Source organism: Streptomyces sp. NPDC001536 (assembly GCF_042894505.1).
Lineage (GTDB): Bacteria > Actinomycetota > Actinomycetes > Streptomycetales > Streptomycetaceae > Streptomyces.
Window position 1 is genome coordinate 917,255 of the sequence record NZ_JBIAVQ010000001.1, and the last position, 16,049, is coordinate 933,303.

General features: G+C 72.3%; 14 protein-coding genes and 1 tRNA gene. 10 read left to right on the top strand and 5 right to left on the bottom strand.

Features of this window, described 5'->3' with window-relative positions; translation table 11 throughout:
* Positions 1–138: 138 nt before the first annotated feature.
* The 7 genes from ACFY0U_RS04135 to ACFY0U_RS04165 all read left to right on the top strand — a co-directional run bounded on the left by ACFY0U_RS04135 (position 139) and on the right by ACFY0U_RS04165 (position 6,601).
* Complete coding sequence (locus tag ACFY0U_RS04135; protein WP_388629818.1) at positions 139–1,092, top strand: phosphatase PAP2 family protein; 954 nt, start codon at positions 139–141, stop codon at positions 1,090–1,092.
* Complete coding sequence (locus tag ACFY0U_RS04140; protein WP_388629821.1) at positions 1,043–2,224, top strand: hypothetical protein; 1,182 nt, start codon at positions 1,043–1,045, stop codon at positions 2,222–2,224. Before ACFY0U_RS04135 ends, ACFY0U_RS04140 begins: the two co-directional genes overlap by 50 nt.
* Positions 2,215–3,807 carry a hypothetical protein gene (locus ACFY0U_RS04145; RefSeq protein ID WP_388629823.1) on the top strand — a complete coding sequence of 531 codons (1,593 nt, stop codon included), beginning with the start codon at positions 2,215–2,217 and terminating at the stop codon, positions 3,805–3,807. Before ACFY0U_RS04140 ends, ACFY0U_RS04145 begins: the two co-directional genes overlap by 10 nt.
* A complete protein-coding gene (locus tag ACFY0U_RS04150; protein WP_388629825.1) occupies positions 3,804–5,138 on the top strand; it encodes an AAA domain-containing protein in 1,335 nt (444 codons plus the stop codon). The genes ACFY0U_RS04145 and ACFY0U_RS04150 overlap by 4 nt, the downstream gene beginning before the upstream one ends.
* Before the next feature lie 329 nt (positions 5,139–5,467).
* Positions 5,468–5,833 (top strand): hypothetical protein, encoded by a 366-nt coding sequence (locus ACFY0U_RS04155; RefSeq protein ID WP_388629827.1) that lies wholly within the window; start codon positions 5,468–5,470, stop codon positions 5,831–5,833.
* A 107-nt stretch (positions 5,834–5,940) separates the two neighbouring features.
* Positions 5,941–6,537, top strand: coding sequence for a bifunctional DNA primase/polymerase (locus ACFY0U_RS04160; RefSeq protein WP_388629830.1), 597 nt, complete (start codon positions 5,941–5,943; stop codon positions 6,535–6,537).
* Positions 6,528–6,601, top strand: a tRNA-Lys gene (locus ACFY0U_RS04165). Before ACFY0U_RS04160 ends, ACFY0U_RS04165 begins: the two co-directional genes overlap by 10 nt.
* A gap of 81 nt (positions 6,602–6,682) precedes the next feature.
* On the opposite strand, the gene ACFY0U_RS04170 is transcribed toward ACFY0U_RS04165, so the two are convergent.
* Positions 6,683–7,969 (bottom strand): M6 family metalloprotease domain-containing protein, encoded by a 1,287-nt coding sequence (locus tag ACFY0U_RS04170; protein ID WP_388629833.1) that lies wholly within the window; start codon positions 7,967–7,969, stop codon positions 6,683–6,685.
* A 312-nt stretch (positions 7,970–8,281) separates the two neighbouring features.
* Here ACFY0U_RS04170 and ACFY0U_RS04175 point away from each other — a divergent pair, with 312 nt between their 5' ends.
* Complete coding sequence (locus ACFY0U_RS04175) at positions 8,282–10,099, top strand: putative bifunctional diguanylate cyclase/phosphodiesterase (RefSeq protein WP_388629836.1); 1,818 nt, start codon at positions 8,282–8,284, stop codon at positions 10,097–10,099.
* Here the strand turns inward: ACFY0U_RS04175 and ACFY0U_RS04180 are convergent.
* The 3 genes from ACFY0U_RS04180 to ACFY0U_RS04190 form a co-directional block, all read right to left on the bottom strand.
* A complete protein-coding gene (locus ACFY0U_RS04180) occupies positions 10,078–11,166 on the bottom strand; it encodes an LLM class flavin-dependent oxidoreductase (protein WP_388629839.1) in 1,089 nt (362 codons plus the stop codon). The two genes, ACFY0U_RS04175 and ACFY0U_RS04180, sit on opposite strands and share 22 nt — an antisense overlap.
* Positions 11,167–11,453: 287 nt before the next feature.
* Positions 11,454–12,185 (bottom strand): aspartate/glutamate racemase family protein, encoded by a 732-nt coding sequence (locus ACFY0U_RS04185; RefSeq protein ID WP_388629842.1) that lies wholly within the window; start codon positions 12,183–12,185, stop codon positions 11,454–11,456.
* Positions 12,182–12,982 (bottom strand): aspartate/glutamate racemase family protein, encoded by an 801-nt coding sequence (locus ACFY0U_RS04190; RefSeq protein ID WP_388629845.1) that lies wholly within the window; start codon positions 12,980–12,982, stop codon positions 12,182–12,184. The genes ACFY0U_RS04185 and ACFY0U_RS04190 overlap by 4 nt, the downstream gene beginning before the upstream one ends.
* Positions 12,983–13,114: 132 nt before the next feature.
* On the opposite strand from ACFY0U_RS04190, the gene ACFY0U_RS04195 reads away from it, so the two are divergent.
* Entirely contained in the window at positions 13,115–14,062 is a 948-nt protein-coding gene (locus ACFY0U_RS04195) for a D-2-hydroxyacid dehydrogenase (protein WP_388629848.1), read from the top strand.
* Positions 14,063–14,095: 33 nt separating this feature from the next.
* On the top strand, positions 14,096–15,481 hold the full coding sequence (locus tag ACFY0U_RS04200; protein WP_388629851.1) for an amidase: 1,386 nt from the start codon (positions 14,096–14,098) through the stop codon (positions 15,479–15,481).
* On the opposite strand, the gene ACFY0U_RS04205 is transcribed toward ACFY0U_RS04200, so the two are convergent.
* A complete protein-coding gene (locus ACFY0U_RS04205) occupies positions 15,462–15,956 on the bottom strand; it encodes a DUF3830 family protein (protein WP_388629853.1) in 495 nt (164 codons plus the stop codon). The genes ACFY0U_RS04200 and ACFY0U_RS04205 overlap by 20 nt on opposite strands.
* Positions 15,957–16,049 lie beyond the last annotated feature (93 nt).

A 16,049-nucleotide genomic window follows, 5' to 3' on the forward strand; every position in this document is an offset into this window, starting at 1 on the left:
CACCCTGTGCGGGGGCAACCCGTCGGGCGATCTCTGCGTCCTAGAGGGCCGGGGGCCCTCAACAGGGGCGAACACATACACCGTAAAGTGGCAAGACCGGGCAACCGGACGCCGCGACAAGAAGGGGGAGGCGATCGGATGCCGCACGCCGAGACACCAGGCATCGAGGCTGCCTCGCACACCCGTCTGCGCTGGTGGACGGAGCTGCCGCTGATCCTCCTGGTGTACGCCTGCTACTCGGCGGGCCGGCTCCTCGCGCGCGGCGACGTCACGCACGCGGTCGACCACGGTCTGGCGATCCTGAAGGTCGAGAAGTTCCTCCACATCAACGCCGAGCACCCGCTCAACCGCCTGTTCACCCGCGAGGCCTGGATCGGCGTGCCGGCCGACTTCTGGTACGCGTCGCTGCACTACCTCGTCACTCCGGTGATCCTGGTCTGGCTGTTCCGCTCCCGCACGGTGCGGTACCGCGCGGCCCGCACCTGGCTGATGACGTCGACGTTCATCGGCCTGATCGGCTTCACCCTGCTGCCGACCTGCCCGCCCCGGCTGCTGTCGGAGAGCCACGGCTTCGTCGACACGATGGCCCAGTACAGCTCGTACGGCTGGTGGGGCGGCGAGGCGAGCGCGCCCCGGGGCATGGGGGGCATGACGAACCAGTACGCGGCCATGCCGAGCCTGCATGTGGGCTGGGCGCTGTGGTGCGGGGTCATGCTGTGGCGCTACGGCGGCACGCGTACGACGAAGGTCCTGGGTGTCGCCTACCCGCTGATCACCACGATCGTGGTGATGGGCACCGCCAACCACTACTTCCTCGACGCGGTCGCGGGCGCCGCCGTCATGGGTGTCGGGCTGCTGCTGGCGCCGTTCGTGCTGCGCGGCGCGGATCGGTTCAAGGCGCGCGCGGCGGTGGTCCTCGCGCCTGCCGCGGCGAGCACTCCTGGCGCACAGGCCTCAATTGTCAGTGCCGGATGCCAGACTTCCGCGGGTGAGCGAATTCCACGGCAGCGCGAGTCTCGGGTCCCCGCCGGAGCCGAACCGAGTGCCTCTCCCACGGACGCGGGGGACGGCGCTCCGGCAACAGCTCGCTGAGCTGCGCGGTCCCGATGTCCCCGCCAAGGCGCTGGATGCCCGCGCCCTGGCCGCCCTCGCCGCGAACCCGGGCTGCAGACGGCGCGCGATCCTGGACGGCGCCGGGGTGAACAAGGCGGCGCTGGCGGGCGCCCTCGGCTCGCCGTCGGCGTTCGGTCAGTCGCAGTTCGCGCTCACCCGGGGCAACGCGTTCGAGGCGAAGGTCAAGGCGGACGGCGGCGCGGAACTGCTGCGGCTGGTCCACGAGAGGCTGGACCGCTCCGCCGAGCCGCCCGCCCACGCGCGGGTGCCCGAGCTGACCGCGATCGGCCCCGAAGGGCGCACGGCCCGGACGGCACTGGCGCTGCGCGAGGCCACCGCGGCGGTCGGCGAGTGGACCCTGCTCGACCACCCGATGCTCGCGCTGGACGTCGCGGGCACCCCCGCCTTCCTGGAGCCGGACGCGGTGGTCGTGCACCCGGACGGCACGTGGACGGTCGTGGAGATCAAGTCCTTCCCGATGCTGGACGGTTCGGCGGACCCGGCGAAGGTGGGCGCGGCAGCACGGCAGGCGGCGGTGTACGTGCTGGCGCTGGAGCAGGTCGCCGCCCGCCTGGACCCTGCCCCGGAGGTACACGACCGGGTCCTCCTGGTGTGCCCCAAGGACTTCTCCAACCTGCCCACCGCCTCCGCCGTGGACATCCGCAAGCAGCGGGCGGTGACCGGCCGCCAGCTGGCCCGGCTCACCCGTATCCAGGACATCGCCGAGACGCTCCCCGAGGGCACCTGCTTCGACCCCGCCCGGCCCGCCGAGGAGCTGACGGCGGCCGTCGAGTCGGTCCCGGCGACGTACGCGCCCGAGTGCCTGGCCGCGTGCGAGCTGGCCTTCCACTGCCGTGACCGCTCCCGCGCGGCCGGCGCGGTGACGTCCCTGGGCCGGTCCGTGCGGGCCGAGCTCGGCGGTCTGACCACCGTGACGGACGTCCTGGCGGCGGCCCGCGGAGAGGCCGGGGACGCCGAGGACCCGGCGGTGGCCGCCCTGCGCAGAGCGGCGGAACTGCGGGCCGAGGCGCTGGGTGCGGCGGCCTTGAGGGTGTCGGCGACTCCGGGGGCACCGGGCGCGACCGCCCTGGAGGCACCGGCATGTCACTGATCACCACCCTCGCCCGCCTCGAAGCCGTCACCACCGGCCGCGCCCAGCCCTCCGCCACGGTCCGGCACCGGCACCTCTCCGACCGGCCCCTGGTCCTCGTGCCGCTCATCACCGCCGGTGAGGCCGGCGCCCCGCTCGGCGCGCTCGTCGGCACCGACCGGGACGCCCCGCGCCTCCTCGTCGTACCGCAGCCGCGCGACCGCGATCTCAGGTTCGCGTTCCTGGCCGAGCTGGCGGACGTCGTGCTGCCGTACGTCGACGCCTACGCCGAGTCCGTCGAGGCGGCCGAGCGCAATGAGACCGACCCGGAGACCGGCAAGCGGGTCAAGGTCGAGGTCGAGCTGTGCGCGGACGCCCCGCAGCTGATCGTGCCGAGCCGCGCGGGCGTCGACCTCGTACGGCTGCTGGGACGCTCAATGCGTTTTCGGCGTACGGCCGAGCAGGACCCGGAGTCCCCGCATCCCGCACCACCGCGCGTGCCGTTGCTGGGCCGGTGGCTGACCCACTTCGGGGAGCGGGCCAGGGTCCCCGGCTCCTCCCTGCTGCTCGCCGCGACGGACGTCCTCTCCCGGCACTGGGCGACCGGCCAGTCCACCCTGGAGGACCAGCACCTGGGCGCGCTGCTCGCCTGGATCGACCCACCGGAGGGCGTGACCGGCGCCGAGGCCGCCCTGGAGGCCGAGCTCGGCCGCGACGCGAAGGGGCAGCTGCTGCACCCGCCGGCCGGTCCCGCGACCGACCCGGCGTTCGACAACAAACTGCTCGCCCCGGCCATCGAGCGCTACGACCGCGCGCGTACCGCTCTCGCCGCCGCCCAGGACGGTCTGGAGGCGGACGACCGGCTCGGTGAACTCACCACCGCCGAGCAGCGGATCAGGGACCTGGTGGAGAGCCGGACCCGGCCGACCTGGGACGCGGTGTGGCGCGGCCTGGACCTGCTGCGGACGCTGCCCGAGGGCGCGCGCGTCGAGGAGCGCTGGACCCGGGACCGCTGGTCCTTCACCAGCCACCGCGACCGTGTCCTGGCCGGCGAGCCCCCGCAGCCACGCCGCGACGACGCGGTCACCGCCGCCAACAAACTCGCCACGCGCGAACGCGAACAGGCCCGTCTGGAGGCGCAGGAGGCCCTGGACGACCCGCTGGTGATGGCGGGGCGGCGGCTGTCCGGGGAGGCGTTCGCGGGCGAGGTCACCGACGTCGTGATGACGTACAGCGAGGGCAAGCGCCCCAGCCCGCGCCCGCTCGTCACGGTCCGCACGGACGACCGGCCCCACCTCGGGGAGCGCGTGAAGGTGTACCGCTCCCTGAACGGCAAGCCGCAGACGGCCGAGTTCGTCGGCCACGAGGACGACGGCGCCCTGATCGTGCTGCGCGTCCTCGACAAGATGGGCCGCGGCAAGGAGCCCGAGACCGGGTCCGTGCCGGAGAAGGGCGACCGGCTCTGCTTCACCCTCTTCGAGCACGAGCAGCGCGGCGGCGCGAAGCTGCCCGACCCGGAGGCCACGCCCTGGACGCACGGCGGGCCGCCCGGCGAGGCGGTCCAGGAGGCCGCCGATCGCATGACCGAGGAGGACGTTCTGTGACCACGGTCTTCGACCCGGGTACGGCCGCCGCGCAGGCCACCGACGCGATCCTCCACAACACCCTGCACAGCGACAGACGCGGTGTCGTCGTGGACTCCCCGCCCGGCGCCGGCAAGTCCACTCTCGTCGTCCGCGCGGCGCTCGAACTGGCCGAGGCGGGGCGCCCGCTGATGGTCGTCGCGCAGACCAACGCCCAGGTCGACGACCTCGTGCTGCGGCTCGCGGAGAAGAACCCGGAGCTGCCGGTCGGCCGGCTGCACAGCAGTGACACGGACGCGTACGACAAGGCGCTGGACGACCTGCCGAACGTACGGAAGTCCGCGAAGCCGGCGGAGCTGGCCGGTCTCCCGGTCACCCTCTCCACCGCCGCGAAGTGGGCGCACGTCAAGGTCGACGAGCCGTGGCAGCACGCGATCGTCGACGAGGCGTACCAGATGCGCTCGGACTCGCTGCTGGCCGTGGCCGGGCTGTTCGAGCGGGCGCTGTTCGTGGGCGACCCGGGGCAGCTGGACCCGTTCGCGATCGTGGGCAGCGAGCAGTGGGCGGGGCTGTCGTACGACCCGTCGGCGTCGGCGGTGACGACCCTGCTGGCCCACAACCCGGAGCTGCCGCAGCACCGCCTGCCGGTGTCCTGGCGGCTCCCGGCGTCGGCGGCCCAGCTGGTCTCCGACGCGTTCTACCCGTTCACGCCCTTCCGCAGCGGCACGGACCACGGCGACCGGAGCCTCGCCTTCGCCGTCCCCTCGGACGGCTCCGGACCCGACCGGGTCATCGACGAGGCGGCGGAGTCGGGCTGGGGCCTGCTGGAGCTGCCCGCCCGGCACACCCCGCGCACGGACCCGGAGGCGGTGCGGGCGGTGGCGACGGTCGTACGCCGCCTCCTGGACCGGGGCGGCGCGGCGACCTCGGAGCGCTCGCCCGACCCGTCCCCCCTCACCGCGGACCGCGTCGCCGTCGGCACGGCCCACCGCGACCAGGCGGCGGCCGTCCGCGCGGCCCTGGCCGAGCTGGGCGTCACGGAGGTGACGGTCGACACGGCGAACCGTCTCCAGGGCCGCGAGTACGACGTCACCGTCATCCTCCACCCGCTCTCCGGCCGCCCCGACGCCACCGCCTTCCACCTGGAGACGGGCCGCCTCTGCGTCCTCGCCTCCCGCCACCGGCACGCGTGCATCGTGGTCTGCCGGGCGGGGGTGGGCGAGCTGCTGGACGACTATCCGTCGACGGAGCCGGTACAGCTGGGGACGGTGGTGAAGTTCCCGGACGGGTGGGAGGCGAATCACGCGGTGCTGGCGCATCTGGCCGAGCACCGGGTGGTGTGGCGGCCGTGATCGACGTGCCGGGCACCTGGTCGGCGGGCATCCCGCTCAGCACCGCCTCTTCGCCGGACGGAGTCCGGCACGCCGCCGGAGGCGGCCAAGGGAAACAGCCCGGACGGGTGGGAGGCGAATCACGCGGTGCTGGCCCATCTGGCCGAGCACCGGGTGGTGTGGCAGCCGTGATGCGAAGGTCCCGCACGGTTCGGACACGCACCCGCCTGGGCATGCCTCCGCCGGGGCCGCCGAGGGACACAGCCCGCGCTCTTGCGCGGCCACGAGACAATGGACGACGGCCCGCTTCCGACAGTCGGGTCATCGGCAACGTACGAGGAGGAGAAGACATGGCGGAGCCCACGCCGCGTCGGCATGAACCGCGGCTACGCCCCGCGCCCCTGCTCTTCGAGCCCGCGGAGGTGGCCTCCGATCCGGAGCACTTCTTCGATCTGGAGTCCATCGACGACCCCAGGGCGCTGCTGGCCCGGGCGACGGAGCTGACGCTCGCCTTCCGCGCGGCGACGGATCGTGCCGTGGAGTTCCAGGCGATCGCGGCGGCCCAGCTGGCGGACCCGCGGCGGTTCGACCGGCTGACGCCGGCGGACATCGCGGAACGGGCCGAGTGGACCGAGGACTATGCCAAGAAGATGATCGAGTTCGGCCGGGGCCTGATGCGGGGCGCCGAAGGCAAGGGCACCATCGACCCTGCGTAAAGCTCTGGCATATGCCAGGTGGGCAAGATACTCCCCCGCACCCTCCCCTGTCCCGGTTTCCGGCAACCCCCCGAGACGGCGCGCTCACGCCCGGTACATCTGGAGACATGAGCGACACACCCAAGGGGCTCTTCGCCGACCGTTCCGACGTCTACGGCGTCACCGCGGACGGCGCCGAGTGGCTCGCCTCGGCAGGAACGTATCCGCGGAGCACGCTGGCCCTGTGGGAGGACCGGCCGGACGCACCGGTCGTACTGCCCTGCGGTACCGCCTTCGACGTCGTCAGCGTGCCCGCGATCTTCGGGCGCCGGATGCTGGACCGACTGTGGGGCGAGGGGCCGGGCTCGGGGCCGGTCGCGGTGTTCCGCGGCCGGACGCTGCTGTTCGCCGCGCCGGGCACGGCACACCGGTTGCCCTCGCTGCTGCGGTGGGAGGAGTTCGGGCGTACGGGGGCGGTTCCGCCGCTGCTGTGCCACGGCGCCGGAGACGCGGTGACCGTCCCCGCGCCCCGGCCGACGCACGCCGCCCCGACCCCCTTCGACAGCCGCTGGCTCGTCGCCCCCGACACACGTCACCCCTGGTTACCGGGCCCGGAGATCCTCCTCTGGGCAGCCGTACGGGCGGCCCGCGCGGCCGTGCGGATATCGATTTTTCCTCCCGCCGATCAGGATGCTAAGGTCTACGACGTCAGCAGGCGCCGCTAGCTCAGTTGGTTAGAGCAGCTGACTCTTAATCAGCGGGTCCGGGGTTCGAGTCCCTGGCGGCGCACCGACAACGAAGGCCTCTCGCGCGAGCGGGGGGCCTTCGTCATGGGCCTCTCGGAAGAGCGAGGGGCCTTTGCCGTATCTGCTACGCCCTGGGCGTGATCTGTACCGTCCAGGTCCCCGAAGCCGTCCGGCCCTCCACCTCCACCCGTACGCCCGAGTCCGGCACCGTGAAGCTCTCACCGAGGGCGATGGGGGCGTCGGCGAGGGGTGGGTAGACGGAGCCTTCCCAGCAGGCTTCGGTGCGGGGGTGGGCGTCGATCACCTGGACCGGTCCGCCGCCGGACGGGGAGCCGGCGTGGACGCGGTAGACGAGCACGCCCTCGCGGCAGGTCTCCGTGTCGTTGCCGACCGCGCTGCGCGCCTCGAAGGCGAGGGCGCTGTCGGGCCCGGTCCGGACCACCGCGAGCTTGGTGCCGCGGCCCAGCCCGAAGGAGGCCGCCCCCGCCGACCCCGGCGTCCCCGGCGTCCCCGCCGCGCCCACCGGCCCCGGCCCCGGCCCCGCCCCCAGCGGCTCCAGCGTCAGCCGCGTCGGACCCCGCACACACGTCACCTGTCGCGGCTCCAGCCAGCCCAGCTTCCACTTGTGCCAGGCGAACAGGTCCGGCGACAGCCCGAACTGGCTGCCCATCAGGTCCCAGTCGCCGACGAACGTGTCCCAGTCACCCTTGCCGTCCACCGGGCGGTGGTACAGATCGGGCAGGTCGAACACGTGGCCGGTCTCATGGGCGAGGACGAGCCGGTCCGGCGGATGCTGCTCGAAGACCGTGACGACCCGGCGGATGTCCGTGCCGTCGGCCCGCATCGGGGCGTCCAGGTTGACGACCTTCGTCGCGTCGGAGTCCACGCCCGGCGCGTCCGGATCGGCGACGAAGTAGACGACGTCGTACCGGGAGAAGTCCACCAGCCCGTCCGCCGCGCTCAGCGCGTCGCGCAGATACGCGGCGCGGTGGGACGCGCTCCAGTCACGCTGTATGGCGTACGCCGTGGACGGCTGCGGCATCCGGATCCAGTGCCGCAGCGGATGCGGGCGCAGCGTGAACTTGCCGTAGGAGGCCTGCTCGAAGAAGCGGCTGGTGGCCGGGAAGTGGTCGGCGGCCAGTTCGTCGGGGGTGGTGCGCGGGGCCGCGTCCGGGAAGGACAGGAACACCATCACGGCGTCCAGGGACCGGGCCGGGCGCGGATAGGCGGTGTTCCAGGTGTCCAGACCCTCGGAGTGGTGCGCCTGGGTGCGGGTCAGGGCACAGGGTTCGGCCGAGAAGGGTTCGGCGACCGACGGACCGGTGATGAGAGAGGTGGCGGCCAACGCCGACATGGTGGTGAACACGGCCGCAGTGCTGCGCAGTCGAGGGCGCGGAAAAGGGCGCGGCACAGAGACCTCCGGGTGCGGTTCGCGGGACACCGCACCCAGCCTGTGTGAGATTGTCGTACTACGCCCTGTTTGTCTGCACCAGACGAGTGAGTACGGCGAAGAACCGTCAGAAGCGACACCCCGAATCGCTCACGGAACGTCACACCTGGTCGGGAGCACGGACAAGCCGTCCAGGTGCGGGCAGAAACGATCTGTCAGAAGGGCCGGTTGTTCCGGGACACTGGACGGTGGCTGGAAGGGGTGGGGGCCAGCCTCTATGATCGGCACACTTTCCTGCACGGACAGAGATCGAGTGCACTGCGGGAGCGAACGGTGAGCGGAACCTCCGAAGGGCCGGCGCCCGCGGCAGATCTCGACCGGGCGGTCGTCACGGACAGTGACTTCAGTACGTCTCCTCGTACGGAACCCCCGACGTACCGATCGGCCTTCGCGGCCGCGCCGCTGGCCATGGCCGTCGTGGACCGCGAGGGCCTGGTCGTCGGCGCCAACGAGACGCTGGGCGAACTCCTCGGCAGCGCGCCCGAGGCGCTGGCCGGGCAGGTCGCCGCGGAGCTGGTGGACCTGGCCTCGGACGCGCGGACCTGGCAGGCGTACCAGGAGGTGCTGCGCGGCCGGCAGGCCAGGCTGCGGTGCACCCGCCGGCTCAAGCACCCCGACGGCCAGTCCGTGTGGGTGCAGGTGACGGTCGCACCGCTGGGCACGGGTGAGCCCGGTGTGCTGCTGTCCCTCGCCGACATCAGCTCACAGCGCGAACTCCAGGCCCGGCTGCGGCACTTGCAGATGCACGACCCGGTGACCCGGCTGCCCAACCGCACCCTCTTCTTCGAGCGCCTCTCGGCCGCGCTGGAGGTGGAGTCGTACGCCCAGGGCGGCACCGGGCGGATCGGGCTCTGCTATCTCGACCTCGACGGCTTCAAGGCGATCAACGACACCCTCGGCCACCGGGTCGGCGACCGGCTGCTGGCGGCGGTGGCGGAACGGCTGACCCGCTGCGCCGACGAGGCGGGCCTCACCCGGGGCAGCGCGCCGCTGGTGGCCAGGCTCGGCGGCGACGAATTCGCCCTGCTCGTCGAGGACTCCACCGGCACCGACCAGCTGGCGGACCTCGCCGAGGCCGTACTGAAGGCGATCCAGGCGCCCTTCGACATCTCCGGGCGCCGGCTCTCGGTCTCCGCGTCGATCGGTGTCGTGGAACGGCACGCGGCCGGCACCACCCCCACCGCCCTGGTCCAGGCCGCCGACACCACGCTCTACTGGGCGAAGGCCGACGGCAAGGCCCGCTGGACGCTCTTCGACCCGGAGCGCAACGCCCACCGGATGACCCGTCAGGCGCTCGCCTCCACGCTCCGCCCTGCCATCGAGCGCGGTGAGTTCACGCTCGAGTACCAGCCGCTGGTCGGCATGGAGGACGGCCGGCTGCGGGGTGTCGAGGCGCTGGTCCGCTGGAACCATCCGCAGTTCGGCATGCTGACGCCGAATCGGTTCATCGGATTGGCCGAGGAGGACGGTTCGATCGTGCAGCTCGGCCGCTGGGTGCTGGCCACCGCCTGCCGGCAGGCGCGGCAGTGGCAGCTGGACCACCCCGGCGAGCCGCCGATCTTCGTCAGTGTGAACGTCGCGGTTCGCCAGGTCTGGGACTCCGACCTGGTCGAGGACGTCGCCGAGATCCTCGCGGAGACGGGCCTGGCCCCGGGACTCCTGCAACTGGAGCTGACGGAGTCCGCGGTCATGGGCTCCGCGGGCCGCCCCCTCCAGGCGCTCCAAGCCCTCAGCGACATGGGCGTCCACATCGCCATCGACGACTTCGGCACCGGCTACTCCAACCTCGCCTACCTCAGCCGCCTCCCGGTCGCGGTCCTGAAGCTGGACGGCTCCTTCGTGCGGGGCTTCCAGTACGAGGGGACGGGCGCCTCGCCCAACCCGGCCGACGAGGTCGTCGTGGAGGCGATGATCCAGCTGGCCCACCGGCTGGGTCTGACCGTCACCGCGGAGTGCGTCGAGACCTCCGCCCAGGCGTCCCGGCTGCGCCGCATCGGCTGCGACACCGGCCAGGGGTGGCTGTACTCGCGGCCGGTGGCGCCGGATCGTATCTCCGAGTTGATGAGCGGTCAGGCCGTCGGCAACCCGTAGGCGTCGGCGATCAGTTCGTAGCTGCGCAGCCGCAGCTCCGCGCTGTGGGCGTGGGAGGTGAGCATGAGCTCGTCGGCGCCCGTGCGCTTCTGAAGGTCGTCGAGACCGGCGCGGACCTCGTCCACCGAGCCGTGGATGACGTTGGCGTTCCAGGACGTGATGAAGTCGCGTTCCATGGGGCTGAACTCGTAGGCCTCCGCCTCCTCGGGGGTGGGGACGAGGCCGGGGCGGCCGGTGCGCAGGCGGACCATGTTGAGGCTCGCGGCCAGGACCTGGCGGCGGGCCTCCTTCTCGTCGTCCGTGGCGAGGGCGGAGACGCCGATGAGGGCGTACGGCTCCTTCAGGACCGCGCTCGGGCGGAAGGACTCGCGGTAGAGGTCCAGGGCCGGGACGGTGTTCTGCGCCGAGAAGTGGTGGGCGAAGGCGAACGGCAGGCCGAGGGTGGCGGCGAGGCGGGCGCTGAAGCCGGAGGAACCGAGGAGCCAGATCGGGGGGCGGTGCGGGGACTGGACGCCGCCGGGGGACGTCGACTGGATGGGGCCGGGGACCGCGTGGATACGGCGGTAGGGGTGGCCGTCGGGGAAGTCGTCGTCCAGGAAGCGGGTCAGCTCGACGAGCTGCTCGGGGAAGTCGTCGGCGCCCTCGTTGAGGCGCTCGGTGCGGCGCAGGGCGGCCGCCGTGGCGCCGTCGGTGCCGGGGGCGCGGCCCAGGCCCAGGTCGACGCGGCCCGGGGCCATCGCCTCCAGCGTGCCGAACTGCTCCGCGATCACCAGTGGGGCGTGGTTGGGCAGCATGACGCCGCCCGAGCCGAGGCGGATCCGGTCGGTGTGGGCGGCGAGGTGGGCGAGGATCACGGCGGGGGACGACGAGGCGACGCCGGGCATGGAGTGGTGCTCGGCGACCCAGTAGCGGTGGAAGCCGCGGGACTCCGTGAGCTTGGCGAGCTCGACGCTGGTGCGCAGGGCGTCCGTGGCGGTGCGGCCGGCGCCTACCGTGACCAGGTCCAGTACGGAGAGGGGGGTCGGGGCGGTGCCGTGGGTCGTTCCCCGAATCTCGTCTGCCGTCACTGTGGTGCCTCCTGTGGTGGGTGCCGTGCGCTGTCCTTCGGCGTGTAACAGGAGGGTGGCTCCGTTTTATTCCTTCGCCCCCGCCGCCCCTACCCGTCCCATCCCTGGGGGCTGCGCCCCCAGACCCGCTTCGGCCCTGAAGGGGCCTCGTCCTCAAACGCCGGACGGGCTGAAAGACAAAAGACAGGGGTGGGTGGGGGATCGGGAGGGCTGCCCTTGTCCTCAAACGCCGGACTGGCTGGTTGGTCAGCCCGTCCGGCGTTTTGAGGAGCGGGGGCGACAGCGCCCTACGCCTGCACGATCGGTTCCTTCGTGAACAGGGAGCCCAGCCTCGGTGCGTTCACCCTGCGGTCCGCCAGGCGCAGGCCCTCCCAGACCGAGACCTGGTTGGCGGTGAGGACCGGTTTGCCGAGTTCCTTCTCCAGGGCGGGGAGGTGGGCGGCGGTGTGGAGGGCCGTGTCCGGGAGCAGGATCACGTCCGCGTCGGGGGTGTCGGCCGACCTCGCCAGGGCGAACAGCTCCTTCTCGCCCCAGGTGCCGACCTCCGCCGCCGTGATGATCCCGGCGCCCCGCACACCGGTGACCTCCAGGCCGGCCGCTCGCAGGAACTCCGCGAACAGGGCCGCCACGTCGTCCGGGTAGGTCGCCCCGACCGCGACCCGCCGTGCCCCGAGCTCGCGCGCCGCGTGCACGAAGGCGAAGGACGTCGAGGAGGCCGGCAGGCCCGCCGTACGGGCCAGGCCGCGCACCTGTTCGTGGGCGCCCTCCCAGCCGTAGACGAAACTGCCGCTGGTGCAGGCCCACACCACGGAGTCGGCGCCCGCCATGCGCAGGTCCTCGACGCCCGCCGCGAGCCGTTCGGGCGAGCCCATCTTCAGCAGGGCGTCCTCGCGGTGGGCGTCCTCGCCGATGTCGGTGTGGACCACGTCGAGGCGGATGTCGCTGCCCAGAAGCTGCTCGATGCGCGGATAGTCGTCCTCGGCGGAGTGGCCCGGGTAGAGAAATCCCAGTGCGGTCATGACCAGCCTTCCTGCTGCTCTTCTTCCGGCTGCTTCTCCTGCGGGAACACAGGGCCGGACCGCGCCGCCGGATCGACCAGCGCCTGGTACGGCCCTACCGCCCGGGTACCCAGCCGACGCAGCGCAGCCCACATCGTCACCTGGTTGGCCGAGATCACCGGTAGGCGCAGTTCCGCCTCCAGTTGCGGGATGACGTCGTACGTCGGGAGGTTGGTGCAGCTGATGAACAGCGCGTCGGCGTTCTGCCGGACGGCCTTGTGGGCCATGGCGACGACCTCCCGGTACGGGACCTTCCAGATGTGCCTGGTCAGCCCCATGAAGGCGCAGCCGCTGACCGCGATGCCCGCCTCCGCGACGTACTCCTCCAGGGCCCGGGTGACCGACACGGTGTACGGCGTCACGAGGGCCACCCGGCGTGCCCCGAGGTCGATCAGCGCCTCCAGGAGTGCGCCGGACGTCGTCACGGACGGGACCGCGCCCGCCCTCGTCATCGCCTCGCACATCGCCCGCTCCCCCGCGACCCCGCCGACGAAGCTGCCGGAGGTGCAGGCGTAGGCGACGACCTCGGGGGCGATGGCGTTCAGGGTGCGTACCGCGTCGTGCAGGGTCTCGTGCTCGCTGACGAGACGGGCCAGGTCGAGGCTGACCTCGACGGGGACGTACGGCGTGCGGGTCAGATGGAGCGAGACGTCGTCCGGGACCCAGCGCCACAACTCGCGGTCCAGCGCGAAGTCGAAGGGGGCGACCACACCGACACCGCGCTGGGGGCGCGGACCACCGAGAAATGAGAGGTCCATGGCAGGCACCGGCCTCACGGTGAGAGACAGGGGGACAACGGACCGTACGCGCGCCCGTGTTGACGAAGGTAGGTTCGGGTGCGAGCGTGGTCAATCCGCGCATGTCAGACGCCTGTGGAGGAACGGCTTCGGATGACCGCCCCCACCCTTCTCGTCCTGGACGCCGATCCCCTCCCCCGCCTCGGCAGTCTCACCGGCCGCGCCCGCATCGAGCACGCGGACGCGTCGACGCTGGCCGAACGGCTGCCGTACGCCGATGTCCTGCTGGTGTGGGACTTCACCTCGCACGCGGTGCGCGCGGCCTGGCCGGGCGAGGGGCCGCGGCCGCGCTGGGTGCACACGGCGAGTGCGGGTGTGGACCATCTGATGTGCCCCGAACTCGCCGTGTCCGACACGGTGGTGACCAATGCGCGCGGGGTCTTCGACCAGCCGATCGCGGAGTACGTCGCCGCGCTGGTCCTCGCGATGGCGAAGGATCTGCCGCGGACGCTGGACCTCCAGCGGGAGGGCGTGTGGCGGCACCGGGAGTCGCGGCGGGTGGCCGGGACTCGGGCCGTGATCGTCGGCTCGGGGCCCATCGGGCGGACGATCGCCCGTACGCTCAAGGCACTTGAGATCACCACGGCCGTCGTCGGCCGTACCCCGCGCACCGGCATCCACGGTCCGGGCGATCTCGACCGGCTGATCGCCCGCGCGGACTGGGTGATCGCGGCGGCGCCGCTGACCGAGCAGACGCACGGGATGTTCGACTCCCGGCGGTTCGGAGTGATGCAGCCGTCGGCGCGGTTCGTGAACGTCGGGCGGGGCCAGCTCGTCGTCGAGGACGCGTTGGCGGACGCGCTGCGCAAGCGGTGGATCGCGGGGGCGGCACTGGACGTCTTCGAGCACGAACCGCTCGGCCCCGACAGCCCGTTGTGGCAGGTCCCCGATCTGATCGTGTCCCCGCACATGAGCGGTGACACGATCGGCTGGCGGGAGGAACTCGGTTCGCAGTTCCTGGAGTTGTACGACCGCTGGGCGGCGGGCAAGCCGTTGCTGAACGTGGTCGACAAGAAGCGCGGGTACGTACCAGGGCACTGACCACCCCATTTTCCCCAAGAGCCGGAGTGGCGGATGACGGAGCTCACCGAACTGACCGCAGTACAGCTCGTCGAGGGTTACCGCAAGGGCGAGTTCAGCCCCGTCGAGGCGACCCGGGCGGCGCTGGAGCGGGCCGAGCGGATCCAGCCGGAGGTGAACGCGTTCGTCCGGATCACCGCGGAGGAGGCGCTTGCGCAGGCCCGGGAGTCGGCGGACCGCTGGCGGCGCGGTGAGCCGGCGGGGCTGGTCGACGGGGTGCCGGTCACGGTGAAGGACATCCTGCTGATGCGCGGCGCGCCCACGCTGAAGGGTTCCAAGGCGCTGTCGGAGAAGGGCCGTTGGGACGAGGACGCGCCCTCGGTGGCACGGTTGCGCGAGCACGGCGCGGTGTTCCTGGGCAAGACGACGACACCGGAGTTCGGCTGGAAGGGCGTCACGGACTCGCCGCTGTCCGGGGTCACCCGCAATCCGCACGACCCGTCACGCACCGCGGGCGGTTCCAGCGGGGGCGCGGCGGCGGCCGTGGCGCTCGGCGCGGGGCCGCTGGCGCTGGGCACGGACGGGGGCGGCAGTGTGCGCATCCCGGCGGCCTTCTGCGGGATCTTCGCGCTGAAGCCGACGTACGGGCGGGTGCCGCTGTATCCGGCGAGCGCGTTCGGCACGTTGGCGCATGTGGGTCCGATGACCCGGGACGCGGCCGACGCGGCGCTGCTGCTGGACGTCATCGGGGCGCCGGACGCGCGGGACTGGTCGGGGCTGGGACCAAGTGCCGTGTCCCACCGGGGTGTTCTCCAGGAGGGCGTACGGGGTCTGCGGATCGCCTACTCACCTTCCCTCGGCGGACAGGTGCGGGTGCAGCCGGGGGTCGCGGCGGCGGTGCGGCGGGCGGTGGAACGGCTGGCCCGGCTCGGCGCGTACGTCGAGGAGACCGACCCCGACCTCACCGACCCGGTGGACGCCTTCCACACCCTGTGGTTCAGCGGGGCGGCCCGGGTGACCCAGCATTTCGGGCCGCATCAGCGGGAGTCGCTCGATCCGGGGCTGCGGGAGATCTGCGGGCTGGGGGCGCGGTACTCCGCGCTGGACTACCTCGCCGCCGTCGACGTCCGCATGGACCTCGGGCGCCGGATGGGCCGCTTCCACGAGTCGTACGACCTGCTGGTGACGCCCACGCTGCCGATCACGGCCTTCGAGGCGGGCGCGGAGGTGCCGAAGGGCTCGGGGCACCGGCGGTGGACGGGGTGGACGCCGTTCACCTACCCCTTCAACATGACCCAGCAGCCGGCCGCGTCCGTCCCGGTGGGCGTGGACGGCGACGGACTGCCCGTCGGACTCCAGATCGTGGCCGCCCGGCACCGGGACGATCTGGTGCTGCGGGCGGCTCACGCGCTGGAGACGGTCACGCCCTCCGGAAGCTGAGCGTCTCCCCCAAGGCCCCCGACCGCCACAGGTCGTTGCACCCCTCGGCCAGCTCCGCCAGACCCTCCACCACCTGTCCCCAGACAATGCCGGGCACCCAGCCCACATCGCCGTTGAGGAGCAGGTTGTTGCGCTCGTAGAAGAGCGCCAGGTCGACCACCGTCGTGCCCGCGCGGACCTCGCGGTCGTAGCCGTAGGACTTGGTGCCGAGTTCCGTACCCGCGAAGGAGAAATAGCAGAGATCTCCCGGGATAGGGGTAACTGTCGGATTTTCCAGGGGTGGCTCCGATTCCGCGAAAGGCGGGAAGAGGGCATAGATCTCGTTGCGGGCGTATTTCGCGTGATAGACGTCGCCGGCGAGCGGAAGGGAATCCCAGACGGCCGCGCAGGTGATCGGCGCTCGATCGTCCAGCAGCTTTGCCGTACCGGTGATCCCCCGCTTGACCAGCGAGACTTCGATGTAACGGTCAGCCATACGTTCCATGGTCCCCCGCCGGTCAAGGGCGCCTCGGTCAGGATCGGGCTCGAATCGACCTGCATAAGTCGCATCCGGTCGGGTAGCCGCGCC

What these genes read in the sequence shown, in the direction of transcription:
- ACFY0U_RS04135 (WP_388629818.1), top strand. Translation starts at nt 139, where the DNA reads ATGCCGCACGCCGAGACACCAGGCATCGAGGCTGCCTCGCACACCCGT.
- ACFY0U_RS04145 (WP_388629823.1), top strand. Translation starts at nt 2,215, where the DNA reads ATGTCACTGATCACCACCCTCGCCCGCCTCGAAGCCGTCACCACCGGC.
- ACFY0U_RS04155 (WP_388629827.1), top strand. Translation starts at nt 5,468, where the DNA reads ATGGCGGAGCCCACGCCGCGTCGGCATGAACCGCGGCTACGCCCCGCG.
- ACFY0U_RS04160 (WP_388629830.1), top strand. Translation starts at nt 5,941, where the DNA reads ATGAGCGACACACCCAAGGGGCTCTTCGCCGACCGTTCCGACGTCTAC.
- ACFY0U_RS04185 (WP_388629842.1), bottom strand. Translation starts at nt 12,185, where the DNA reads ATGACCGCACTGGGATTTCTCTACCCGGGCCACTCCGCCGAGGACGAC.
- ACFY0U_RS04190 (WP_388629845.1), bottom strand. Translation starts at nt 12,982, where the DNA reads ATGGACCTCTCATTTCTCGGTGGTCCGCGCCCCCAGCGCGGTGTCGGT.
- ACFY0U_RS04195 (WP_388629848.1), top strand. Translation starts at nt 13,115, where the DNA reads ATGACCGCCCCCACCCTTCTCGTCCTGGACGCCGATCCCCTCCCCCGC.
- ACFY0U_RS04200 (WP_388629851.1), top strand. Translation starts at nt 14,096, where the DNA reads ATGACGGAGCTCACCGAACTGACCGCAGTACAGCTCGTCGAGGGTTAC.
- ACFY0U_RS04205 (WP_388629853.1), bottom strand. Translation starts at nt 15,956, where the DNA reads ATGGCTGACCGTTACATCGAAGTCTCGCTGGTCAAGCGGGGGATCACC.